The following is a 22,739-nucleotide window of genomic DNA, read 5'->3' as shown; positions in this document are numbered from 1 at the left end:
CGATGGTGTCAGATCAGACACCTCATTTTAGAGGACAGGTTCTTATGAAATGTCCTACATGATCCCCAGACCCCATGAACTGGGCGCTGAATAGTCACGATGCTAATTTGCCTGACGGTTCCCGGAGGGCAGATCTTGACGATAAAAACAGCGGCAATGCTCGGCGCATGCTCACTGGCATTATCCGGTTGCGGGACGGTAGCAACCGTCCTGCAGAATGATGAAGACGCCGCTCGTGGTCTCAGGCAGCAAAAAACCTACTGCCAGTCCATTCCTCGCCTCTACAGCGGCCTGGCCTATGATTTCTGTGTATTGAACGCGCCGCCGGACCCCACCGGAGTTCTCCTGCCGCTGGTGCTGCTGGATCTGGGGCTGTCTGGTGTGCTGGACAGCGTTTTCCTGCCGTACACGATTTACCGGCAGGGGAGCGATGGCAATCTTCGGATCTACTGGCGGCCCAGTAGTGGATGAAGCCAGGCGGGCGTCGCTCGTCGTCATCGCGCAGATAACCGTAGGGTCATTCCTTCCATGTTTACGCTATAATCCCGCCCTTTAGCTGTCTCTCGCCCATGGCGAGAGCACATTCATTTTGAGGCGCCTGGCGCCTGTATGCAGACTTGAGAGGCTAGACCCCTGTGGCATTGACGATTCTTGGCCTGTCCGGCGCCCTTAGCCATGATCCTTCCGCAGCCCTGTACATCGACGGCAAGCTGGTCGCGGCGGCTGAGGAAGAGCGCTTCGTACGCGATAAACATGCAAAGAACCGCATGCCTTACGAATCGGCGAAGTTCTGCCTCGAACAGGCTGGCATCAAGCCTTCCGACGTTGACGTGGTGGCGATTCCGTTCGCACCGATCAGCCTGTTCGGCAAGGCGCGCTGGCACTATGCCAAGCGTTACTGGTACGCCCCGGACCGCGCCCTCGACGCGATCCTGATGGGCAACCGCCGCTACAAGCGCTATCGCAACAAGATTGTCTGGTGCCTCGAGCAACTGGGCTTCGATCCGAAGAAAATCAAGATCGAACCGGTCGAACACCACTTGGCCCACGCCTCCAGCGCCTATCACTGCTCCGGTTTCAAAGAGAAAACCGCGATCCTCGGAATCGACGGCAAGGGCGAGTACGCCACGACCTTCTTTGGGTATGGCGAAAACGGCAAGATCCACAAGATCAAGGAGTTCTTCGATCCTGACTCTCTCGGCGGACTGTACGGTGCAATCACCGAGTTTCTCGGTTTCGAGATGCTCGACGGCGAGTTCAAGGTCATGGGCATGGCGCCGTACGGCGACGCGACCAAGTACGATTTCTCGCGCCTGGCCTCTTTCGAAAACGGCGAGCTGGTGATCAACACCGACTACGCTAACGTCATTGGCCTGCGTCGCTATAAAGAGAAGGGCAAGGGATTCTACTTCTCACCGAAGCTGATCGAGTGGCTGGGTCCGAAGCGCGAAGGCGATATCGCCGACGAGCCGTACATCCACTACGCCGCAAGCATGCAGGCGCTGTTCGAGAAAATCTCGCTGCAGATGATCGACCACTACCTGGGCGACGTGCTCAAGGAAACCGGCAAGCTGGCATTCGCCGGCGGCTGTGCATTGAACGTCAAGCTGAACCAGAAAATCATTGCTCGCGACGACGTTAAAGAACTGTTCGTACAGCCTGCGTCCGGCGATGCCGGTACCGCGGTCGGCGCGGCGGCTTATGTGTCTCACGCCCGTGGCGTGCCGGTCGAGAAGATGGAACACGTCTACCTCGGCCCGTCGTACACCAACGAAGACGTGCTCGCCGCGTGCGCCCGTCACCCGAGCAAACCGGTGTGGCGCAAGCTTGAAAACATGCCGGAAAACATCGCCAAGATCATGGTTGATGGCAATCCGGTGGCCTGGTTCCAGGGGCGCATGGAGTTTGGTCCGCGTGCCTTGGGCGGTCGTTCGATCATCGGTTGCCCGAGTGCGACCGGCGTGGCTGATCGCATCAACCACCAGATCAAGTTCCGCGAGCGCTGGAGGCCTTTCTGCCCGTCGATGCTCGACACCGTCGCGCCACAGATGATCAAGATCGATCACCCCGCGCCGTTCATGACCTTCACCTTCGAAGTGGCTGAAGAGTGGAAAACCCGCGTGCCGGAAGTTGTCCACGAAGATGGCACTTCCCGCGCCCAGGTGCTCAAGCGCGAATACAACCCGCGCTACTACGACATGATGAAGGCGCTGGAAGTGCTGACCGGTAACGGTGTGTCGCTGAACACCTCGCTGAACCGCCGTGGCGAACCCATGATCTGCTCGCCGACGGATGCCCTGAACATGTTCTTCGGTTCCGACCTACAGTATTTGATCATGGAAGACATCCTTGTGGTCAAAGAGGGCGCGGACGCATATGACACGCTCGGCTGAACGCCATGTGCTGCAGTTCTGCCACGGCTATGACGGTCCGTTTCTGGACTGTGCCCGGCAGTACGCCAGCTTGTTCGCGGGGACCGGATATCGCGTGACCACGGTGTTTCTGACCGGGGTGGCCGATGCCGAAATCGCCGCGGGCTGCGCCTCCGACGAAGTGTTGTTCATGGAATACAGCTCCAAGGCCATTCGTGGCCTCAAGCTGGGCGCCATCGGCGATCTGCGCAAGATCGCCGCTTCGCGCAACTTCAGCTTCTGCATCGCTCACCGCTTCAAGCCGGTCTACATTGCCCTGCTGGGCACTTCGTTGCCGGTGATTGGTGTGCATCACGCGTTTGGCGATTACCTGCGTGGCACGCGCAAAGGCTTTGCGAGTTTTTTTCGCAAGCGTTTGAGCCTGCTGGGTGTCTCAGACGCCGTGCGTGACGACATGCGCCGTTGTTTGCCGACATGGCCGGCAGCGCGCATTCAGACACTTTACAACCGCATTGATGTGCAGACCGTGCAAGACAGTCAGGTGTCGATGCGCGAAGCTCGCGACACCCTGGGGCTGTCGATGGATGCGTGGGTTGTCGGCAACGTTGGCCGACTCCATCCGGACAAGGATCAGGCGACGTTGCTGAGGGGCTTTGCCACGGCCCTGCCGCAATTGCCGGTTAATAGCCAGCTCGTGATTCTGGGTGTCGGTCGTCTGGAGCACGAGCTCAAGGCCATGGCACGTGAGCTGGGGGTTGGCGACCGCGTGCTGTTCCTAGGTCAGGTGCCACAGGCCCGCCGGTATTTCCGTGCCTTCGATGTGTTCGCCTTGAGCTCGGACCATGAGCCGTTCGGCATGGTCCTGCTGGAAGCCATGGTCGCCGGCGTGCCATTGCTCGCAACCGCCTGCGGTGGTGCGAAGGAAGTGGTCGAGGGCGTAGGCATTCTGTTCCCGCTGGGCGATGCTGAACATTTGGCGCAAGGGCTGCAACATCTCGCCGCAATGGATGATCAGCAGCGCCGACAGTGTGCCGAGCTGATGCTGGACCGCTTGCAAGAGCGCTTCTGTGACCGTGCCGTGCGCGAGGCGTTCTGGCGTTTGCCGCAGGTCACCGAACTGGCGTCGAGGGGCTGATGCTCAACCGATTTCAAGGCTGGCGCGAGCGTGGCTGGTCGACGGTCGATGCCTCGATCTATGAGCAAGCCTGGCAACAATACGGCGGCAGTGTCGCTACTCATCCCCACGTCGTTGAACGCCTGGCGCAATTGGCCGGTATCCCGGTGCGCTATCTGGCCTGGGCGCCGGATGGCGAAGTTCTTGGCGCTATCCCGACGTGGGGCCGAGATCTTGCCTTATCCAAGGAGGTGCTCAAGCGACACGGTAAAAAGGGCTTGTTCGACCTCGGCAACGCCGAGCTCATTCTGCCCGCCGCGCCAGACACGCAAGCACCACTGCGCCATCGTGCGCGGTATCTTTCCGAGCTCAACGAAGGCCGCTTTAGCGGTATCCGATTGCAGGCGGAACAACTGGCCATGGCCCGCACACCCGAAGAGCTGTCGAAGAAATTTCGCTACAACCAGCGCCGTGAGTTGCGGTTGCTCGAGGAAGCGGGTGGCGTGGTGCGGCCCGTCAGTGATTTTACCAGTGGCGAACTGGCGACGATCTACTGCGACTTGTTCCAGCGCCGCTGGGGATTTCCGGCGACCGGTGCCGAGCGCATGGCCGAAGTGATCGAGTTGCTGCGTGATTGGCTGATCGGCTCGGTGATTTTCCTCAATGACGCGGCCATTGCGATTCAGCTGGTGTATCGCGTCGAAGCGCCGCAGTGGATCAGCGTCGAATACATCAATGGCGGCGTCGATCCACAGACCCGCGAATTCAGCCCCGGCAGCGTCCTGAGCTTTCTCAATACCCAACGTGCCTGGGAGGATGCGCGCGCACTGGACAAGCCACTGCGGTTCTCTTTCGGGCGTGCCGACCGTGAGTACAAGGAGCGCTGGTGCAACCCTGTGCCGGTCTTTACCGTATGAGCCGAGCCTGCCCATGAGTCGTAAACAACAACTGCTAAAGCGCCACCGGCGCAACAAACGCATCGGTCTGGTCATCGCTCTGTTGCTGCTGATTGCCATCGGCGTGCTGGTGGCGTGGTGGCTGCCGCTGGTGCTGGCGACACTGGGCTGGATCGCGCATGAGGCGTGGTTCGCCGACCATCTGTTTTATTCGCCCAAGGACGATTACGCGTACAGTTTTCCGCCATACGCGGCGCAGCCCAAGGTCCACCTGAACGGTGAGCGCCTGTGCCTGGATGAGGGCGTCATGCTGGTAGACGACGCGACGCTGGTGCTGGCCTTACGGATCAAAAGCACGTGGCTGGGGCGATTTATCGATCCGGCCATCGAGTTGTCGGGTGGCGAACATCCCGATCGTCAAACCTTCGAGCGCGGCGCCAGCGGTCTGCGCTATCTGAACCTCACGGGTCAGGCACACGTGCTGTCGCAGGGAGCATTGCGTTTGCGCGGACGTTTTTGTCGAGTGCTCGGCGAACCCGTGCTCTGGGCGTTCGAGCAACCGGATTACCGTCGTCAGCGGGTAATGGTGATTGCGCCTCACGCCGATGACGCGGAATTGGCGGCCTTCGGGTTGTACAGTCAGGCCGACGAAGCCTGGATCGTGACCCTAACCGCCGGCGAAATCGAGGCCGGGCACTATCAGCAGATGGGGCTGGACGAGGTCGAGGCGGCGCGCCTGAAGGGGCGACTGCGCGCCTGGGACAGCATCGCCGTGCCGCGCTGGGCCGGGGTGCCTGAAGCCCATTGCGTGCAGTTGGGCTATTTTTGCCTGCAACTGGCGCAGATGCAGTCGGCGCCGGCCCGGCCCGTCGGATCGCGCGAAGCCGAGATGGATGACATCCGAGTGTTCCGTCAGTTGAACCCTGTTGCGTTGCCGGGCGACGTCGACGGGGCGCCAACGTGGAACAACCTGCTGGCCGATCTGCACGCGTTGCTGTTGAGAGCCCAGCCTGAGGTCATCGTGTTGCCGCACCCCAGTCTCGATCCCCACCCCGATCACGTTTGCACGCATGCGGCGATAGTCGAAGTCTTGAAGGTGCTGGGGTGGAATACGACATTGTTGGGTTACGCCAATCACCTGCATGACAATGACCGCTGGCCCATGGGGGACACGGGAGCAGGTACGGCGCTTCCGCCGACATTTGATCCCCAGCAGCCGCTTCATCCCTACTGTCTGATGCTTTCTGCCGGGCAGCAGCGGGACAAGGCCATGGCGTTGGGGATGATGCACGATCTGCAGCCAGGGGCGCCGTTCAAACGCCGTGTACGCCGGGTGTTGCAGCGACTGTTGGCAGGGCGTCGCGGTTCGCTCTACGGCGAAAACGATTTTTTTCGCAAGGCTGTTCGTCGCCATGAACTGTTCTGGCGTTTGTAAGGTGGTTCGGGCCTGAAGCACGGCTGCCCGCGGGCGGGAATGATTTCAGGTGTTGTTCGGTTTGCCTCTTGCGGCAAGGAAAACGATGAAAGTTTTATTTCTGGTGCAGAAAGAACAGCGGGCGATTCTGGACCGTTTGTACGACGCGGTCGCGGCTCATTGTGAGTGTGACCTGCGATGGCTGGACAGCAATGAACAGCGCAATCTGCGCAGCTATTTCCGCCGTGAAGTCGATGTGTCACGGTACGACCGGATCGTGTTTTTCCTGCGTTTCAAGCAGGAAATCCGCCAGGCGGCTTTCATTCGCACGATTCCCAACCTGGTAATTCTCGAACACGATGCTTACCAGAACTACATCCCTTGCAAGTACACCGGCAAGTTCAGCGCACACTACCGTCGCCTGCCTTGGGCCCGAGTGATCAGTTCCGGTTTCGTCGTCACACAACGCCTGGGTGAAGAAGGGTTTGATGCGGTATTCGTGCCCAAGGGCTACGACCAGACGCAGTTGCTGGATCAGGGGCGCGAGCGGGACATCGAGCTGGCATTTGTCGGCAGTACCAACAGTGTCGCCTACAGCGGTCGAAAGGCCCTGCTCGATGAGCTGGGGCGCGTGGAACCTCTTGTAGTGACGCGCACCAAATCAGGAGACGAATATCGCGACACGCTCAACCGCATCCGCTTTTTCGTCAGTGCCGACGTCGGCATGGGCGAGTTCATGATCAAGAATTTCGAAGCCATGGCCTGCGGTTGCGTGCTGTTTGCCTATGACCAGGGGGCGGAGGAAAACCAGGCGCTGGAATTGAAGGACATGCACAACGTCGTGTTTTATCAGAGCATTGCGCAGCTTCAGCAGAAATTGAACCGGTTGCGCAGCGATCCGGCGTTGGCGCAGAGTATCGCGCGCAACGGTCGCGATCTGGCGGTCAGCCAGTTCAGTTTCGCGCGCATCGGTGAGCGTATTGTCGAGGAGCTTAAGCCCGCATTGCGTATCCGCGCACCCTTGAGTCTGCTTGAAACTATTCGTCTGAAACTGGGCGTTTGACATCCACTGCCCAGCCATTGATATTGCTGCGGCCATTACTGCAATCGAGAATCCGGTGCAATTTTCCAACGAAAGCCAAATCACCTTGGTAGTCACGAGCTGCGGACGACTGGATCTGCTCAAGGCGACCCTGGCCAGCTTTGATCAATTCAATACAGCGCCCATTCGTGAAGTGTTCATCACTGAAGATTCGGGCGCCGAAGGCGTGCACGAGATCATTCCTGCTCATTGGAAGGGGCACTGCACGGTGTTCGTCAATCGGCCGAAACTCGGTCAGCTGGCTTCCATCGATTTGTCCTACGAGCACGTCACCACGCCGTATATCTTCCATTGCGAGGATGACTGGGAATTCTATCGCCCGGCATTTATCGAAGACTCGATGACCGTTCTCGAGTCCCGCCCGGAAATTCTGCAAGTCTGGCTGCGTAGCTATAATCATGATCTGCGCGTTCATAGCCCTTACATTCGCCTCGGGGAGCGCGAGGTCGTCGGTGGCGTCGCCTGCTATCCATTGATCTCCGACAAGCCGGAGTGGCAGGGTTTTTCACTGAATCCAGGTCTGCGCCGAATGAAGGAATACCGGTTGTGCGCGCCCTTCAGCAGTTTCAGCGGTGAAAAGGCGCTGTCCCAGAAATATGCCGCGCTCAATCTGGTGGCCGTGACGCTGGAGGCGGATGCGGTGATGCATACGGGCTTCGGGCTTCATGTGCAAACTGCGGTGGAGCGCGAGCGCAAGGCGCGACGCAGTCGGCGCGAACAGATCAAATTTCTGTTGTTTTTACTACTGGGAGTCTGCATTGGCTGGTTCATCAACTAAATGCAGCGCGGTGCTTTTGATCAAATCCGTCACCAGGCGTTACAACCTATGAGCATTCTCAATGTCATGTGGGCTAGCGGTGCTCCGTTCGCTTCAACTCATAAAGTGCATCAGCAGATATTGTCTCAGGTACCGCCCACCGTCCCGGTCAGTACCTGGGTGCTTCAGGGGCGTGCATCCGAGTGCGGGGTGAACGTCGGTGAGGTGCGGGAGTGGGGGTTGTCTTCCGCCCGATTGAAAGGGCGACATTTCTGGCGACTGGCCAGACCCTGGATGCAAGCCGCGTTTCGACGTGCCCTCGAAAAGAATGGTGCGCGTGTGCTGTTGCTCGACGGCATGGGCGTCGCGCGCAGGTTCTTGCCACTGCTTCAGGCGTTACCGCATATTCGGGCTGTGGTTGTTTTTCATGGCTCGACGCGGCTTCATCCTGTTGATCGAGCGCTCTTTCAACAGCTTCCAGCCGCCCAGCTTACCTTGGTCGCAGTATCGGAAACCCTCGCGGCTTCGGTCAGCGAAAATCTACAGTTGCCGGTCATCGCGCTGCGCAGCGCTTTTGATCCTGCGGTCTTCCGTTCCGCGCTGCTACCCCGCACTGAGGCGCGGGGGCGGCTGGGCTTGCCCGCGGACAATGCTCAGGTCCTTGGAGCCGTTGGAAGGCTGGTGCCGGGCAAAGGCTTTGGTTGTCTGGTCGATGCCTTCGCGGGAGCGTTACGTGAACGGCCGGATTTGCATTTGGTGATCATTGGAGAAGGGCCCGGCCGTGCCGAGCTTGAGTCGCGAATCCTGGAGCTGGGCCTACAGGGTAAAGTCTTGTTACCAGGTCATCTGAGCGACGCAGCCCAGCTCTATCGTGCGTTCGATTGGGTCGCCATGCCTTCGCTGAACGAAGGTTTGGGGCTGATCATGCAAGAGGCCGTGATGGCGGGAGTGCCGGTACTGGCCAGCGATATAGACGTGTTTCGCGAACAGCTGGCGGAATCCGGTTGGTACGCCACGGTCGAGGATGTCAGCGCCTGGCAGGACGTTATTGTGCGAGCGTATGACGTGTCTGCCGAATCGATTGCTGTGGATCAGTATCGGGCGCTTGCCCCGGATGAGGCATGGCTCACGTTTGCCCAGACTGCGCGGGCGCTTCTCTCATGATGCCAGTACCGACTGTTCGAGGGCTTGCATCGGAAAGGCCTCGTTCAGGTTCTCGCGCGAAATATACCGGGCGAAGTGCTGCAGGTTGCGTTTGATCAGACGTCGAGGTAAAGGGCCGCGCATGAAGCGCATGTCCGCTACATCGATCAGGCCCATGCGGTGGTCGGGCGTGATCACGATGTTCCCCAGGTGCAGTGACCGGAAGTAGATCCCCGATTGATGAAGACTGCGTATGAGCCCCGCCAGGTCCGGCAGAGCCTGCGCCCAGGTGAAATTCTCTTTGCTGGCAATCTGGCTGAGAGTTTCACCGGGTAGGGGCTGATACAGCACTGCTGTCATCCCGGGCGCTTCCAGTTGGTAGTACTTCAGGACCTGCAAGGTGGGTACGCCAAGTTTCTGTAGTTTGACGGCGTTGTCGATGAAGCGTTTCGAGTAGGGGCGAAACAACGCGGATGAAAATATACGCTTGCGACGAAACACTTTGAGAATATTCCCATCGCGCAACAGGTAGACTTTCGCCCCGTAGCTGTCGGCTTCCAGTACTCTCGCACCGTCAATTATCTGAATCAAAGCGGCCTGCGGCAGCCGGGAACATTGCATCGTATAAAGCCTTGTTGGAAGAACGGGGCACGGTGGCAGGCAATGATGCCGAAAAAACTCGGCTTTAACCATGCCGGGTTACGTTGCCGAATCCTCTCAGGAGCAATTAGATGCACGAAACACGTTGGACGCAAGCATGGATGTCGGTAGGTCTGTTGTGGTTTCTGTTGGCCATCGCCCTGGCCCCGACTAACAAGGTCTATCAGCAAGGGTTGGTCGTATTCGTCTGGTTGCCTGCGTTGATTTTTGCCTGGCCTGCTCGCGCTCGGCTCCTGGAACTGTTCCATGAACAACGCTGGATTTACCTGCCGCTGCTGGGGCTGCTGATCTGGTCACTGATCAGTTTTTCCTGGACGAGTGCTCTCGACCCGAGTCGCGAAGCCAAGCGCTTGCTTTACATCGTGGTGTTCCTGCTGTTTTTCCCCGTTTTTGCCAATGGTCGCCCCGAGCGTCTGATTCGCCTCATGCAATGGGGTGGGCTTGGGTTGGCTTTGACCGCTTTGATCGCCATCGTCAAGTTCTATGGGGTTGAGGGCAACGGCTTGATTGCGCGTGTGCAGGGGCTGGGTGAATTGTCCCACCCAATCCTCGGCGGTTATGTCATCGGTCTCGCCGCGATTTGGCTTGCCCTCTGGGCACCTACCGCTGGCCGGGTGCGGATTCTTTGGGTGATCGCGCTGGGTATCCTTGGTGTATTTGTATTGCTTAGCCAGAGTCGTGGCGCTGTGCTGGCATTGTTTCTCACGATACTTGCGATGCCGATCTGGTGTCGCGACAGGCAAAGTCGTGTGGTTGCAGCACTTGCATTTCTGGTGGCAGTACTGGCTTTTTACTTTTTCGAGTCGGTGTTCGTCGCGCGCGGTACATCTTATCGCCCGGAAATAATGATGGTCAGCCTGCAAATGATCGCAGAGCATCCATGGGGGGGGCTGGGAGTGGGCGGCGACTATAAGGTTTTCGCTTCAGGCCAGTATTTTGACCACACCCACAACCTGTTCACTCATGTAGCCCTCGAGTTGGGTATACCCGGGCTGCTGCTGTGGTGCGCGACCTGGTTTGCAGTGCTGTGCGAAGCCTGGAAGCGGCGGGAAACGCTTTATGCCAGGGGGATCATCGGTATCTGGCTATTCTCCACCCTGGCCATGCAATTCGATGCGGCGAGCCTGAACGGCACACCGCGAGCCGAGTGGTTCATCAGTTGGTTGCCTATTGGCCTGGCCAGCGTCTTGGCATGCGCTCGGGCCAACCCTGACGCCTGTGATAAAATTTCCCGTTCTACCTAACCAGTGAGCTCTACGATGAGTGATGCGCCGCCTAAAGCGGGACAGGATTCCAGCCTGAAAATCTATCTTCGGCTGTTGGGGTATGTAAAACCCTATCTGGGCCTTTTCCTGCTGAGTATCGTCGGCTTCGTGATTTTTGCTTCGACCCAGCCCATGCTGGCCGGCATCCTGAAGTACTTCGTCGACGGCCTGAGCAATCCCGAATCAGTGCTCTTCCCCAACGTGCCCTATTTGAGGGACTTGAAGCTGCTGATGGCCGTGCCCTTGCTGATCATTCTGATCGCGGCATGGCAAGGTCTGGGATCCTTTCTGGGCAACTACTATCTGGCGAAGGTTTCGCTGGGATTGGTGCACGACCTGCGCGTGGAGTTGTTCAACAAGCTGCTAGTGCTGCCTAATCGTTATTTCGATACCCACAACTCGGGCCATTTGATCTCTCGCATCACGTTCAACGTCACCATGGTTACCGGTGCGGCTACCGACGCCATCAAAGTCGTCATCCGCGAAGGCCTGACAGTGGTTTTTCTGTTAGCCTACCTACTGTGGATGAACTGGAAACTGACCATCGTGATGCTCGCAATCCTGCCGGTGATTGCATTCATGGTGGGTAACACCAGCAAGAAATTCCGCAAACAGAGTAAAAAGATTCAGGTGGCGATGGGCGATGTTACCCACGTGGCTTCCGAGACCATACAGGGCTATCGCGTGGTGCGCAGCTTCGGCGGCGAGACCTATGAAGAGCAGCGTTTTGCCGCCGCCAGCCAGGGCAACACCGACAAGCAACTGCGCATGACCAAAACCGGTGCCGTGTATACGCCGATGCTGCAGCTGGTCATCTATACCGCCATGGCGGCGTTGATGTTCCTCGTGCTGTCCCTGCGCGGTGACGCCACTGCCGGCGATCTGGTGGCTTACATCACCGCAGCGGGCCTGCTGCCCAAGCCGATCCGGCAGCTGTCGGAAGTCAGCTCGACCATCCAGAAGGGCGTCGCCGGTGCCGAAAGCATCTTCGAGCAACTGGACGTCGAGCCTGAAATCGATAGCGGGACGGTTGAACGCGACCGCGTCAACGGCCATCTGCAAGTGCGCAACCTCAGTTTCACGTACCCGGGTACCGAGCGTGAAGTGCTCAAAGACATCAGTTTTACCGCTGCACCGGGGCAGATGATCGCGTTGGTCGGTCGTTCGGGGAGTGGCAAGTCGACTCTCGCCAGTCTGATTCCGCGTTTCTATCATCACGACATCGGCGAAATTCTGCTCGATGACGTCGAAATCGAAGACTATCGCCTGCGTAATCTGCGACGGCACGTTGCCCAAGTCACGCAGCACGTCACCCTGTTCAATGACACGATCGCCAACAACATCGCTTATGGCGACCTGGCCGGCGCACCCCGCGCAGATATCGAGAAAGCCGCCACCGATGCCTACGCGATGGACTTCATTTCGCAGATGCCGGACGGCCTGGATACCGAGGTAGGAGAAAACGGCGTGTTGCTGTCGGGCGGGCAGCGTCAGCGTCTGGCGATTGCCCGGGCATTGTTGAAGAACGCGCCGTTGCTGATTCTCGACGAGGCGACATCGGCGCTCGATACCGAGTCCGAGCGTCACATCCAAGCGGCATTGGACCAAGTCATGAAAGGTCGCACCACCTTGGTTATCGCACACCGCTTGTCGACTATCGAAAAGGCTGACCTGATTCTGGTGATGGACCAAGGGCAGATCGTCGAGCGAGGCACCCACGCACAGCTGCTGGCGCAAAAAGGCTACTACTCGCGTCTGCATGCGATGGGGCTGGACGCGCCGGCGCAGGACATCGCCTGACGCCCGCCGGCAGGGCGGCCTTCGCTTGCCCTGCCGCGATCAAGACCCGGCACAACTGCAGCGGTCGATCCGGTAGCAGTCGCCGCACAAGGCGGCGGTAACCCTGTGCTAATATCCCGCCCCTGTTCATTTTGTATGTGGGTTGCTCCATGAAGTTGTCCATGCCGCGATTCGATCAAGCCCCTGTATTGGTGGTCGGCGATGTCATGCTCGACCGCTACTGGCATGGCGGTACATCCCGGATTTCCCCTGAGGCCCCGGTACCTGTCGTCAAGGTCGAGCAGATCGAGGACCGCCCGGGCGGGGCCGCTAACGTGGCCTTGAACATTGCCGCGCTGGGCGCTCCCGCCTCCCTGGTAGGCGTGACGGGTGACGATGAAGCCGCCGACAGCCTGGCCAATAGCCTCGCCGGTGCCGGGGTGCGCGCATTGTTCCAGCGAATTGCGCACCAGCCGACTATCGTCAAGCTGCGGGTCATGAGTCGTCACCAGCAATTGCTGCGCATCGATTTCGAAGAACCGTTTGCCACCGATGCCCTGGCGTTGAGCGAGCAAGTGGATGGGCTGCTGGAAGGTATCAAGGTGCTGGTGCTGTCCGATTACGGCAAGGGCGCGCTGAAAAACCATCAGGTATTGATCCAGGCGGCGCGGGCCCGTGGTATTCCGGTGCTGGCCGACCCCAAGGGCAAGGACTTCTCGATTTATCGAGGTGCGAGCCTGATCACACCGAATCTCAGTGAGTTCGAAACCATCGTTGGCGGTTGCGCCGATGAGCACGAACTTGTGAGCAAGGGTGCGACCCTGATGCAGGACCTGGACCTCGGCGCTTTGCTGGTGACCCGTGGCGAACATGGCATGACCTTGTTGCGTCCGGATCATCCCGCCCTGCACTTGCCTGCCCGCGCGCGCGAAGTGTTCGACGTTACCGGTGCCGGCGATACGGTGATTTCCACCCTGGCAGCGGCCATCGCCGCGGGTGAGGAATTACCCCACGCCGTGGCATTGGCCAACCTGGCCGCCGGCATTGTTGTCGGCAAGCTGGGTACGGCGGCCATCAGCGCGCCGGAACTTCGCCGGGCGATTCAGCGTGAGGAAGGTTCGGAGCGTGGCGTGCTGGGCCTGGAGCAATTGTTGCTGGCGGTAGATGACGCCCGCGCACATAAAGAAACAATCGTCTTCACCAACGGCTGTTTCGACATCTTGCATGCCGGTCACGTGACGTATCTCGAGCAGGCGCGAGCCCAAGGTGATCGCTTGATCGTCGCGGTCAACGACGATGCATCGGTGAGCCGCCTGAAAGGACCGGGTCGCCCGATCAACAGCGTCGACCGTCGCATGGCCGTCCTGGCCGGGCTGGGTGCAGTCGACTGGGTCATCAGCTTTCCTGAGGGTACGCCCGAAAACCTGCTGAGCGAGGTAAAGCCGGACGTGCTGGTAAAGGGCGGGGATTACGGGATCGACCAAGTGGTCGGTGCAGACATTGTCGCCGCGTACGGCGGGACTGTGAAAGTCTTGGGGCTGGTGGCAAACAGCTCCACGACCGCAATCGTCGAGAAAATCCGCAAGTCCGAGTGACACGCTACTTATAGGAGCCGGCTTGTTGGGGTCCAGTTTTTTTGGACCACTCCGTAGGAGTTTTAGACCGCCTGCTGCTCAAAGAGCGCAGGCGGCAGGTTATTCGATGCGGTGTGGCAACGGCGATGGTTGTAGTGCGACACAAAGTCGATCACATCCTTTTCCGCCTCAAAGTGACGTTGGTAACCATTTTCTGGCATCCAGTCGTGCTTCAGCGTTCTGAAGTAACGCTCTACTACCGCGTTGTCCCAACAGTTGCCACGACGACTCACGCTGTGGACGATTCGGCTTTCGGCCAGACACGCTGAAAACCTCTCAGCGGTGTACTGGCAGCCCTGATCTGAATGAAATAACAGCTCAGGCATTGGGCTGCGCAGCGCTACCGCCAATTTCAGCGCTTTGATCGACAAGTCTGTGTCAGCAGTTCTTGAACAGGCCCACCCCACAATTCGGCGGGAAAATAAATCCATCACTACGGCCAGATATAACCAGCTATCCCTCACTTTGATGTAGGTGATATCGCCTGCCCAGAGCGTGTCTGGCTGGACCGGATTAAAGCGACGATCAAGTATGTTCGGCGCCGTGATACTTGGTTTGGTGGCGCGACGATAGTGAGCGTAACGTGGCCGGCGCCTAGCTAAATCAAGGGTCTTGATCAAGGAGCGCATTCGGTGGCGTCCGATAAAAATGCCTTCCGCTCTCAACTCCTTGGATAAGCCGCGGGCCCCTAAAGCTTCGCGATGCTCTATATGCAGCGCACGAATCTTCATCTCCAAGCCACTCTCGATAACACGAGGCGGCTTGGGTTTACGTTTCGCGTAATAGCTACTGCGGGCCAAGCCTAAGACCAGACACATGCGTCTAATCGACACTTCCCCTCTAGCGCCGTCAATCACTTGGTTCGACTGAACAGAACCTTCAGATGAGAGGGCAATTGCTTTTTTAATACTTGGTTCTCGGCTTCGACCAGCGCCAATTTTGCCTGTAGCGACTCGATCAGTTCCTGGTCCTGTGGCCGAGAGGGTTGTGAAATCCCCGCATGCTCCCGACGCCAGAGCAGAACCCATCGGCGTAGAGCTGTAGGTCCAACTCCCGTTAGCTTGCAGGCTTCAGGTATGGAGCAATTCATCTCCACAACCAAGCGAATGGCCTCCGCTTTTTCCCCGATATTTAGAATGCGATATCCCATGATGCTTCCTTAGATCGATGCTCCTACATCATGGTCCAAAAACATTGAGCCACAACAGCTTGCCGCGGGCGGCTCCTACAGATTCATGTTGGCCGTGAAGATCTTATGAACTGGCCTTCTTGCGCGGCACGATTTTCTTCAGTAACTGCTTCGCCTTCCCACGCAATCGGGCCAGACCGGAGTCTTTCCCGACAGGGCAAAGCCCTTGCTCGCGTACCCAATCCTTCCAGCGAATCCGCTCATCGCGCACCAGCCAACCTTCCTGCCGGGCAAAACTTTCGGCCAAGTACACTCCTCGTGTACTCGCCGGGTACAGTTGATCTTTTTTCAGGGTATATAACTCGGCCAATGGCTGGCCATCGTGCAGAGGCATCAGGTACAAATCCGGTCGCTTGCGATCCAGCCGGGCCACCAGTTGGTCGCCTTCCAGCCGCTCGTCGACATGAAACAGGCTCAGGGACTTGGCTTCCTTGGGCACTTCCAGACGCAGGTCATAGATCAATTGCAGCGATGCGGTCGGCAGGTGCACATAGGCCTGGGGACGCTCGATCAGCTGCATCCTGGCGCAGCGCACCGGCCGCGCCGAACCTGAAAACGGAGTCAGGCGAAAGGGTAAGGCCTCGCGATAGTGCAGCGCGGACGAGTAGGGGGCTGGCAGCCAGGTGTCGTTGAAGCGTCCGCCGAGCCAGCCTTCCGGGGTCTCCAGCAGGCACTCTTCGGCAATTTCCTGGATCGCGGTGTGTAGTGGCAGATTCAATTCATGGGCCGGCACGTAACCGGAGATCAACTTGAGCACCACATCGCCCCGATCTTGCCTACGCTGGCGTACCAACACCCAATAGTCGCGATTCTGCCAATGCAGCGTCAGACGCACCGATACCCCGAGGTTGGCCAGCTCCAGCGCAAATCGCTCGCTGTCAGCCACGGTCACCGGGCGGCGACGTTGCAGGGTCTGGGAAAAGTTGAGCGGCATCCCGACACTCTGATAATTCAGGCCTTCGGGAGTCGCTTCGACGTACAACGGAAGGGTCTTGAAGTTGCTCGGATTCTTTCTGATGAGCGTACGCGGCATGTCGGCTCCTGCTTAAGGCCGCGTGGGCGGCATCAGTTTCTACGTAGGACCTGAGCAACAGTCGCGACGTTATGGGCGAGGTGCAGCGGATTGATGGTGCCGACAATAGCACTGGCCACGCCGGGATGTTCAAACAACAACTCGAAGCTGGCGCGCACCGGATCAACGCCCGGGCTCAGGCAGACGTGACCGCTGGCGAGGGCTTTTTTGACCAGGATGGCTTTGCCGTGAGCAGCAGCATAGTCAATGACCGGCTTCTCGTGCTGCTCGTTCAGATTGTAGGTGACCATGGCGCAATCGCCTTGCTCCAAAGCCTTCAACCCGCCTTCGACGGTTTTACCGGAGAAACCGAAGCCGCGAATCTTGCCTTCGTCCTTGAGTGTCGCAAGGGTCGCGTAAACGTCGCTGTCGTTGAGAATCGCCAGATCGTTGCCGTCTGAGTGCACCAGCACCAGGTCGATAAAATCCGTTTCCAGACGTTGCAGGCTGCGTTCCACTGAGCGGCGGGTATGCACCGCGCTGAAATCGTGGCTCGACTGACCGTCGGCAAATTCTTCGCCAACCTTGCTGACGATCACCCACTCCTGGCGCTGCCCGCGCAGTAGCGGTCCGAGGCGTTCTTCGCTGCGACCGTAGGCCGGGGCGGTGTCGATCAGGTTGATGCCGAGGTCGCGCGCCTGTTTGAGCAGCATGCGCGCTTCGTCATCGTCGGGAATCCGGAAACCGTTGGGGTATTTCACGCCTTGGTCACGGCCGAGCTTGACGGTGCCCAGGCCCAGCGGCGAAACCATCAGGCCGGTGCTGCCTAACGGGCGATGCAGCGTGTGAAGTGTGGGCAGACTCATGGCAGCAGTTGCTCCCAGGCCGGGATGCCCATCGGCGGTTTCGGCAATTCGGGCAGCGGCGCCGGGTGGCTTGGCTGGATGCCGTCACGCGACAGGGCGTTGATCACGCGATCGGCGAAGTCCGGGGCCAGGGCCAATTTGGTTGGCCAGCCGACCAGCAGGCGTCCCTCTTCGGCGAGAAAGGCGTTGTCCGGACGCGTCAGGCCCGATTGCAGCGGCTCGGCGCGGTCCACGCGCAAGGTGGCCCATTGCACAGTGCTGAGGTCGATCCAGGGCAGCAACTGGCCGAGTTCTTTTTGCGCGGTGGCGATTTGCTCGGCAGGCGCGCGGTTCACACCTTCGGCTTCGGCGATATCACCCCCCAAATACCAGACCCACTGGCCATCGGCGGCCGGGTGGGTGGTGACGGTGATGCGCGGTTTGGTGCCACCGCCCAGGCAATGGGCGTACAGCGGTTTGAGGCTCGGGCCTTTGGCGATGATCATGTGCAGAGGTCGGCGTTGCATGGCTGGCTGGCTCAAACCCAACGTTTCGAGCAGCGCCGCCGTGCCGACACCGGCACTGAGAACGATACGCTGGGCACGGATCTCGCGCCCGTCGACCTTCAGTCCCACCAGCACGCCACCGTCGAGCAACGGTTCGATCTGCTGACCGGCGAGCAAGCCATCACCGGCCAGATCGGCCAGGCGCTGAACCAGGCTTGGCACATCGACCACCAGTTCCGCCAGGCGATAGACCTTGCCCTTGAAGCGCTTGTCTTGCAGGGCCGGCGGCAATTGGTCGCCTTTGACTTGATCGACGCGGCCACGCACGGCTTTGCTGGCGAAGAAACTGGTGAGGTTGCCGGCGATCGTGCCGGGGGACCAGAGGTAGTGGGCCTCAGACAGCAGACGCACGCCGCAAAGGTCCAGCTCGCCGTCGCCGGCCAGTGCTTCACGCCAGCGGCGCGGCATGTCGGCGATGGCTTCCGAGGCGCCGGTCAGAGCGCCGTGCAACGCATATTTGGCGCCACCGTGAATGATGCCCTGGGACTTGAGGCTCTGCCCACCGCCGAGGGTGGCGCTTTCCACCAGCACCGTCGAAAAGCCTTGGCGACGCAGGCGCGCATTCAGCCAGAGGCCGGCAACACCAGCGCCGACGATCAGCACGTCGGTGGAAATAACGGTTGGCATTCGGCGACCTCAGTGTTCAAGACGAGGGCGCAGTATACAGACTCGAAGAACAGTGGATTAAGTCAGGGGTGTACGCAAAACCTGTGGAAGCGAGCCTGCTCGCGATAGCGGTGTGTCAGTCGACACAAATGTTGCCTGATACTTCGCTATCGCGAGCAGGCTCACCCCCACAATGGGATTGGGTTTCAGGTCCTAATGGCCGGCGGTTTTGGAGAAGAGCTGAATGACCACGACACCCAACACAATCAGACCCATCCCCAGCATCGCCGGCACATCCAGCTTCTGCCCGTAGATAAACAGCGCCGCCACGCTGACCATCACGATGCCCATGCCGGCCCATACCGCGTAGGCCACGCCAACCGGCACGCTGCGCACCACCAGTGTGAGCATCCAGAAAGCAATGCCGTAGCCGACGATCACCAGAATCAGCGGCAGCGGCGTGCTGAACCCTTTGACGGCTTTCATCGAAACCGTTGCGATCACTTCGGCGCAGATGGCGATGGCCAGGTAGTAGTAAGCGGTCATGGGTGCATCCTCGTGTGAAGTGTTGCTCTCTGAGTTCGGCATTTTAGAGGTTATCTAGATGCGGTAAAGTCATTACCTATCTGTTCTGGAGATGGGTTGATCATGGACATGCAATGGAATCTGGAGCAGCTGCGGCTGTTTGTCAGCGTAGCGGAGCAGCGCTCGTTTTCCGCTGTGGCGCGGGACCGGCGCAAGGCGCAGTCGGCGGTCAGCAGCTCGATCGCGTTGCTGGAAGAAGATCTGGGCGTGACCCTGTTCGACCGCAGCAGTGGCCGTCAGCCAAAACTCACCGCGGCCGGCAACGCCCTGCTGGATGAGGCGCGTGAGGTTCTGCGTCAATGCGAGCGCCTGAATGGCCGGGCGCTGGCGATGATGCGCGGGCAAGAGGCGCGCCTGCGCGTGGCTCAGGATGAGGCGATGCCATATCAGCCGATCATTGAAAGCTTCGAGGCGCTGGCGGAAAAATTTCCCAGCCTTGAAGTGCAACTGACCAGCGCCGCCCAGGGCGATGTCGCGCGCAAACTGGTAGAGCGCCGGGCCGATCTCGGCCTGTTGTTTTATCACGACCAGATTCCCGAGGCGCTTGAGCGACAGGTGCTGGGCAGCGTCGAAATGGTCACGGTGTGCGGCGTCGGCCATCCACTGGCGAAGCAGGCTCAGGTTGATTGCCAGCAACTGGCGCAGCATCGGCAGTTGCTGATGTCGACCCAGTCCAGTGTTTATCCCGGTAGCGAGCCAGCCAGCCCACAGGTGTGGCGGGCGGACAGTTTCTATGTGATGGCCGAATGGCTGGTGCGCGGTCTTGGTTGGGCCTGGCTGCCGCGGCACGTCGTGCAATACCCGGCGTATCAGAATCTGATGGTCGAACTGGTCAGCGAATGGACCCCGCCGGCACTGGTGGTGGAGTTGGTCTGGCGCCGCGACGAGCCCCTTGGCCCGGCGGCCCGTTGGCTGGCGGAACGTTTTGCCGTGCACTTGCAGGCGATCGGCGAGAAAAGCCGATAAACTCCGCCGCCATGAATAGAACTCTGTACACCGCGCTGTTTTACCTGGGGCTGCCACTGGTAGCGATTCGGCTGTGGCTGCGCTCGCGCAAGGCGCCGGCATATGCCCAGCGCATCGGCGAACGTTTCTCCCTTGGGCTGCCGGTGATGAAACCGGGTGGCATTTGGGTGCACGCGGTGTCCGTTGGCGAAAGCATCGCCGCCGCGCCGATGATTCGTGCGTTGCTGCAACGTTATCCGGCGCTGCCGATCACCGTCACCTGCATGACCCCGACCGGCTCCGAACGCATCCAGATGTTGTTCGCCAATGAGCCGCGCATCCAGCACTGTTATTTGCCGTACGACTTGCCGTGCGCCGCCGCGCGATTCCTCGATCGGGTCCGGCCGACACTGGCGGTGATCATGGAGACCGAACTCTGGCCCAATCATATTCATCAGTGCGCCAAGCGCGGGGTTCCCGTGGCGCTGGCCAATGCGCGGCTGTCCGAGCGCTCGGCCAAGGGCTATGGACGCTTCAGCAAACTGACCCAGCCAATGCTCGCAGAGATGAGCCTGTTCGCGGTGCAGACTGAAGCCGAAGCCCAGCGCTTCCGTGATCTGGGTGCACGTGCGGCGACCGTCGAAGTGACGGGCTCGATCAAGTTCGACCTGACCATCGACCCACAACTGCTCCAGCGCGCCACCGAGCTGCGCCGGCAATGGCAGGCGCAAGAGCGTCCGGTGTGGATCGCTGCCAGTACTCACGACGGCGAAGACGAAGTGGTGCTGGCGGCCCATCGGCAGTTGCTGGCCGGTCATCCGGATGCGTTGCTGATTCTGGTGCCGCGGCATCCGGAGCGTTTCAACTCGGTGTTCGAACTGTGCAAGCAACAGGGCTTCGCCACGGTCCGGCGTTCCACCGGTGAGCTGGTCAGCGCTGACACGTCGGTGTTGCTGGGCGACACCATGGGCGAGTTGCTGTTTTTGTATGCCGTGGCCGATAGCGCATTTGTCGGCGGCAGCCTGGTGCCAAACGGCGGGCATAATTTGCTGGAACCTGCTGCGCTGGCGAAGCCGGTGCTCAGTGGTCCGCACCTGTTCAACTTTCTGGACATCGCCGCGCAGTTGCGCGCCGCCGGTGCGTTGCAGGAAGTGGACGATGCCGAAAGCCTGGCACTGGCGGTGCAGCGGTTGTTCGAATTGCCGCGCGATGCACAGCGGATGGCAGAGGCGGGGTTGATGGTGATGCGCCGCAATCAGGGCGCGTTGCAGCGGTTGCTGGACGGGTTGGATCGGTTGATTGATCGCTGATTTTTGCAGGAGCCCGGCTTGCTGGCGATGGCGTCATCGAAATCGCCATCGCCGGCAAGCCGGGCTCCTGCAGGATTTGCCTCACGGCCGGGCTTTGAGCTGTTCCGCCGCAGCCTTCGCCAGGTCTGGCGGCAGGAAATCCTTGTCCGGATTGTAATCGGCCTTGAGGTAGCGCTTGAGGTCCTGCAAGTCCCCCGGGTTCAACGTGCCGGCAGCCTGTTTCAGGCGCAGGTTGTCGAGGATGTAGTCGTAGCGGGTGTTGTTGTAATTGCGCACCGAGGTGTACAGCTGACGCTGGGCATCCAGCACGTCGACGATGTTGCGCGTGCCCACCTGGTAACCGATTTCGGTCGCTTCCACCGCGCTCTGGTTGGAGATGATCGACTGCTTGCGCGCTTGCACTTGCTCCACGTCGGTGTTCACCGCGCGGTGCAGGTTGCGGGTGTTTTCCACCACTTGCCGACGCAGGCCTTCACGCTGTTGTTCGGTTTGATCCAGGCGCGAATAGGACTCGCGAACCTGCGAACTGGTCAGCCCGCCGCTGTAGATCGGGATGTTCAATTGCAAGGCCAGCGTCGTTTGCTCGACGGGCCCCCCATACGCCTGGCCAAAGGCGCTCGGGTTACTGAAACCAAAGGCGTCGTTGTCACCTTTCTCATACTTGGCCACCGCATCTACCGTCGGCGCGTGCCCGGCCTTGCGCTGCTTGAGGGTTTCTTCGGCAGCGCTGACCGCGTAGTTGCTGGCCAGCAGATTCAGGTTCTGGCGGGCGGCGGTGTCAACCCAGGCCTTGGCGTCGTTCGGCGCCGGCGGCAGGATCGGCAGCGTGTGGACGATGCCCTGAATTGAGTTGTACTGGCGGTTGGTCAGGGTGATCAGCGCTTCGAACGCATCGTCCACCTGACGCTGCGCAACGATGCGGTTCGCCCGTGCGGTGTCGTAACTGGCTTGGGATTGCAGCACGTCGGTCTTGTCCGACAGGCCGACGTCGAAGCGCTCGTTGGACTGGTCGAGCTGGCGCTTGAACGCGGCTTCTTCAGCTTTGGTGGAGGCCAGGTTGTCCTGGCTGCGCAGCACGTTGAAATAGTCTTCAGCGGTTTGCAGAATCAGGTTCTGCTCGGTGGCCGAGAGTTGCAGCGCTGCCTGTTCGTTGACGTCCTTGGCCGCCTGATACTGGAACCAGCGATCGGCACGGAACAGTGGTTGGGCCAACGTCGCTTGCCAGGAATTGGCGCTGCGGTTGGCGATCGCTGCCGGTTGGTCGAGGTCGGTGCGCACGTTGGCCACCTGGGCACCACCTGAAATATTCGGCAGCAGGCCGGCGCGGGCCTGGGGCACGACTTCTTTCTGCGCGCCATATTGGGCGCGGGCGGCGGCCAGGTCGGAGTTGTTGTCCACCGCTTCCTGATAGACGCTGACCAGGTCGGTGTTGGTCGATAAGGGCGCTTCTGCTGCCCACGCCATTCCATTGGACGCACAAGACACGGCAAGGGCCAGTGAGAGTTTGCGCAGCATGAGGCCATCCCTAAAAATTACGCTGATAAT

At 59.7% G+C, this 22,739-nt stretch carries 21 protein-coding genes; 13 read left to right on the top strand and 8 right to left on the bottom strand.

Annotated features, from left to right (window positions below; all coding sequences use genetic code 11):
• The first annotated feature begins 135 nt into the window (after window positions 1-135).
• From ACYZT4_RS18770 to ACYZT4_RS18735, 8 genes are all read left to right on the top strand, one after another.
• Window positions 136-471 carry a YceK/YidQ family lipoprotein gene (locus tag ACYZT4_RS18770; RefSeq protein WP_461982136.1) on the top strand — a complete coding sequence of 112 codons (336 nt, stop codon included), beginning with the start codon at window positions 136-138 and terminating at the stop codon, window positions 469-471.
• Between the two features lie 164 nt (window positions 472-635).
• The gene (locus tag ACYZT4_RS18765; RefSeq protein ID WP_461982134.1) at window positions 636-2,393 is read left to right on the top strand and encodes a carbamoyltransferase family protein; all 1,758 of its coding nucleotides are present in this window, start codon (window positions 636-638) and stop codon (window positions 2,391-2,393) included.
• Window positions 2,377-3,507, top strand: a complete 1,131-nt coding sequence (locus ACYZT4_RS18760; RefSeq protein ID WP_461982132.1) for a glycosyltransferase — start codon at window positions 2,377-2,379, stop codon at window positions 3,505-3,507. The genes ACYZT4_RS18765 and ACYZT4_RS18760 overlap by 17 nt, the downstream gene beginning before the upstream one ends.
• Window positions 3,507-4,403: an antimicrobial resistance protein Mig-14 gene (locus tag ACYZT4_RS18755; protein WP_461982130.1), complete on the top strand. Its 897-nt coding sequence runs from the start codon at window positions 3,507-3,509 to the stop codon at window positions 4,401-4,403. The genes ACYZT4_RS18760 and ACYZT4_RS18755 overlap by 1 nt, the downstream gene beginning before the upstream one ends.
• A 13-nt stretch (window positions 4,404-4,416) precedes the next feature.
• The gene (locus tag ACYZT4_RS18750) at window positions 4,417-5,817 is read left to right on the top strand and encodes a PIG-L deacetylase family protein (RefSeq protein ID WP_461982128.1); all 1,401 of its coding nucleotides are present in this window, start codon (window positions 4,417-4,419) and stop codon (window positions 5,815-5,817) included.
• A gap of 85 nt (window positions 5,818-5,902) precedes the next feature.
• Window positions 5,903-6,859, top strand: coding sequence for a glycosyltransferase family protein (locus ACYZT4_RS18745; protein WP_461982126.1), 957 nt, complete (start codon window positions 5,903-5,905; stop codon window positions 6,857-6,859).
• A gap of 55 nt (window positions 6,860-6,914) precedes the next feature.
• On the top strand, window positions 6,915-7,676 hold the full coding sequence (locus ACYZT4_RS18740; protein ID WP_461982124.1) for a glycosyltransferase family 2 protein: 762 nt from the start codon (window positions 6,915-6,917) through the stop codon (window positions 7,674-7,676).
• Between the two features lie 48 nt (window positions 7,677-7,724).
• Window positions 7,725-8,819 (top strand): glycosyltransferase, encoded by a 1,095-nt coding sequence (locus ACYZT4_RS18735; protein WP_461982122.1) that lies wholly within the window; start codon window positions 7,725-7,727, stop codon window positions 8,817-8,819.
• Here ACYZT4_RS18735 and ACYZT4_RS18730 read toward each other — a convergent pair.
• Window positions 8,814-9,419, bottom strand: coding sequence for a BUD32 family EKC/KEOPS complex subunit (locus tag ACYZT4_RS18730; protein ID WP_461982120.1), 606 nt, complete (start codon window positions 9,417-9,419; stop codon window positions 8,814-8,816). The two genes, ACYZT4_RS18735 and ACYZT4_RS18730, sit on opposite strands and share 6 nt — an antisense overlap.
• Before the next feature lie 110 nt (window positions 9,420-9,529).
• Here ACYZT4_RS18730 and ACYZT4_RS18725 point away from each other — a divergent pair, with 110 nt between their 5' ends.
• From ACYZT4_RS18725 to hldE, 3 genes are all read left to right on the top strand, one after another.
• On the top strand, window positions 9,530-10,702 hold the full coding sequence (locus ACYZT4_RS18725; protein ID WP_461982118.1) for an O-antigen ligase family protein: 1,173 nt from the start codon (window positions 9,530-9,532) through the stop codon (window positions 10,700-10,702).
• A 15-nt stretch (window positions 10,703-10,717) separates the two neighbouring features.
• Window positions 10,718-12,523, top strand: coding sequence for a lipid A export permease/ATP-binding protein MsbA (gene msbA / locus ACYZT4_RS18720; protein ID WP_461982116.1), 1,806 nt, complete (start codon window positions 10,718-10,720; stop codon window positions 12,521-12,523).
• A 149-nt stretch (window positions 12,524-12,672) separates the two neighbouring features.
• The gene (gene hldE, locus ACYZT4_RS18715) at window positions 12,673-14,097 is read left to right on the top strand and encodes a bifunctional D-glycero-beta-D-manno-heptose-7-phosphate kinase/D-glycero-beta-D-manno-heptose 1-phosphate adenylyltransferase HldE (RefSeq protein WP_461982114.1); all 1,425 of its coding nucleotides are present in this window, start codon (window positions 12,673-12,675) and stop codon (window positions 14,095-14,097) included.
• A 62-nt stretch (window positions 14,098-14,159) separates the two neighbouring features.
• On the opposite strand, the gene ACYZT4_RS18710 is transcribed toward hldE, so the two are convergent.
• From ACYZT4_RS18710 to ACYZT4_RS18685, 6 genes are all read right to left on the bottom strand, one after another.
• The gene (locus tag ACYZT4_RS18710; protein WP_461982112.1) at window positions 14,160-14,954 is read right to left on the bottom strand and encodes an IS3 family transposase; all 795 of its coding nucleotides are present in this window, start codon (window positions 14,952-14,954) and stop codon (window positions 14,160-14,162) included.
• Between the two features lie 35 nt (window positions 14,955-14,989).
• Window positions 14,990-15,286, bottom strand: coding sequence for a transposase (locus tag ACYZT4_RS18705; protein WP_461982111.1), 297 nt, complete (start codon window positions 15,284-15,286; stop codon window positions 14,990-14,992).
• Window positions 15,287-15,389: 103 nt separating this feature from the next.
• Window positions 15,390-16,358 (bottom strand): metal ABC transporter ATPase, encoded by a 969-nt coding sequence (locus ACYZT4_RS18700; RefSeq protein ID WP_461982109.1) that lies wholly within the window; start codon window positions 16,356-16,358, stop codon window positions 15,390-15,392.
• Between the two features lie 32 nt (window positions 16,359-16,390).
• Window positions 16,391-17,203 (bottom strand): aldo/keto reductase, encoded by an 813-nt coding sequence (locus tag ACYZT4_RS18695; RefSeq protein ID WP_461982107.1) that lies wholly within the window; start codon window positions 17,201-17,203, stop codon window positions 16,391-16,393.
• Window positions 17,200-18,375 (bottom strand): NAD(P)/FAD-dependent oxidoreductase, encoded by a 1,176-nt coding sequence (locus tag ACYZT4_RS18690; RefSeq protein ID WP_461982105.1) that lies wholly within the window; start codon window positions 18,373-18,375, stop codon window positions 17,200-17,202. The genes ACYZT4_RS18695 and ACYZT4_RS18690 overlap by 4 nt, the downstream gene beginning before the upstream one ends.
• Before the next feature lie 192 nt (window positions 18,376-18,567).
• Entirely contained in the window at window positions 18,568-18,900 is a 333-nt protein-coding gene (locus ACYZT4_RS18685) for a DMT family transporter (RefSeq protein ID WP_123402464.1), read from the bottom strand.
• Window positions 18,901-19,002: 102 nt separating this feature from the next.
• Between ACYZT4_RS18685 and ACYZT4_RS18680 the strand changes: the two genes are divergently transcribed.
• Together ACYZT4_RS18680 and waaA are read left to right on the top strand one after the other, a co-directional pair.
• Complete coding sequence (locus ACYZT4_RS18680; protein WP_461982103.1) at window positions 19,003-19,905, top strand: LysR family transcriptional regulator; 903 nt, start codon at window positions 19,003-19,005, stop codon at window positions 19,903-19,905.
• Between the two features lie 11 nt (window positions 19,906-19,916).
• A complete protein-coding gene (gene waaA, locus ACYZT4_RS18675) occupies window positions 19,917-21,194 on the top strand; it encodes a lipid IV(A) 3-deoxy-D-manno-octulosonic acid transferase (RefSeq protein WP_461982101.1) in 1,278 nt (425 codons plus the stop codon).
• A gap of 81 nt (window positions 21,195-21,275) precedes the next feature.
• Here waaA and ACYZT4_RS18670 read toward each other — a convergent pair whose 3' ends face one another.
• The gene (locus ACYZT4_RS18670; RefSeq protein WP_461982099.1) at window positions 21,276-22,709 is read right to left on the bottom strand and encodes a TolC family outer membrane protein; all 1,434 of its coding nucleotides are present in this window, start codon (window positions 22,707-22,709) and stop codon (window positions 21,276-21,278) included.
• Window positions 22,710-22,739 lie beyond the last annotated feature (30 nt).

This window comes from Pseudomonas sp. GB2N2 (assembly GCF_054897705.1).
The sequence above is the reverse complement of the archived record's forward strand: the minus strand, read 5'-3'. Positions and strand labels throughout refer to the sequence as shown.

Bases quoted from the DNA above. Each gene is read 5' to 3' on its own strand.
- ACYZT4_RS18760 (WP_461982132.1), top strand. From the start codon at position 2,377: ATGACACGCTCGGCTGAACGCCATGTGCTGCAGTTCTGCCACGGCTAT.
- ACYZT4_RS18755 (WP_461982130.1), top strand. From the start codon at position 3,507: ATGCTCAACCGATTTCAAGGCTGGCGCGAGCGTGGCTGGTCGACGGTC.
- ACYZT4_RS18750 (WP_461982128.1), top strand. From the start codon at position 4,417: ATGAGTCGTAAACAACAACTGCTAAAGCGCCACCGGCGCAACAAACGC.
- ACYZT4_RS18745 (WP_461982126.1), top strand. From the start codon at position 5,903: ATGAAAGTTTTATTTCTGGTGCAGAAAGAACAGCGGGCGATTCTGGAC.
- ACYZT4_RS18735 (WP_461982122.1), top strand. From the start codon at position 7,725: ATGAGCATTCTCAATGTCATGTGGGCTAGCGGTGCTCCGTTCGCTTCA.
- ACYZT4_RS18730 (WP_461982120.1), bottom strand. From the start codon at position 9,419: ATGCAATGTTCCCGGCTGCCGCAGGCCGCTTTGATTCAGATAATTGAC.
- ACYZT4_RS18725 (WP_461982118.1), top strand. From the start codon at position 9,530: ATGCACGAAACACGTTGGACGCAAGCATGGATGTCGGTAGGTCTGTTG.
- msbA (WP_461982116.1), top strand. From the start codon at position 10,718: ATGAGTGATGCGCCGCCTAAAGCGGGACAGGATTCCAGCCTGAAAATC.
- hldE (WP_461982114.1), top strand. From the start codon at position 12,673: ATGAAGTTGTCCATGCCGCGATTCGATCAAGCCCCTGTATTGGTGGTC.
- ACYZT4_RS18710 (WP_461982112.1), bottom strand. From the start codon at position 14,954: ATGTGTCTGGTCTTAGGCTTGGCCCGCAGTAGCTATTACGCGAAACGT.
- ACYZT4_RS18705 (WP_461982111.1), bottom strand. From the start codon at position 15,286: ATGGGATATCGCATTCTAAATATCGGGGAAAAAGCGGAGGCCATTCGC.
- ACYZT4_RS18700 (WP_461982109.1), bottom strand. From the start codon at position 16,358: ATGCCGCGTACGCTCATCAGAAAGAATCCGAGCAACTTCAAGACCCTT.
- ACYZT4_RS18695 (WP_461982107.1), bottom strand. From the start codon at position 17,203: ATGAGTCTGCCCACACTTCACACGCTGCATCGCCCGTTAGGCAGCACC.
- ACYZT4_RS18690 (WP_461982105.1), bottom strand. From the start codon at position 18,375: ATGCCAACCGTTATTTCCACCGACGTGCTGATCGTCGGCGCTGGTGTT.
- ACYZT4_RS18685 (WP_123402464.1), bottom strand. From the start codon at position 18,900: ATGACCGCTTACTACTACCTGGCCATCGCCATCTGCGCCGAAGTGATC.
- ACYZT4_RS18680 (WP_461982103.1), top strand. From the start codon at position 19,003: ATGGACATGCAATGGAATCTGGAGCAGCTGCGGCTGTTTGTCAGCGTA.
- waaA (WP_461982101.1), top strand. From the start codon at position 19,917: ATGAATAGAACTCTGTACACCGCGCTGTTTTACCTGGGGCTGCCACTG.
- ACYZT4_RS18670 (WP_461982099.1), bottom strand. From the start codon at position 22,709: ATGCTGCGCAAACTCTCACTGGCCCTTGCCGTGTCTTGTGCGTCCAAT.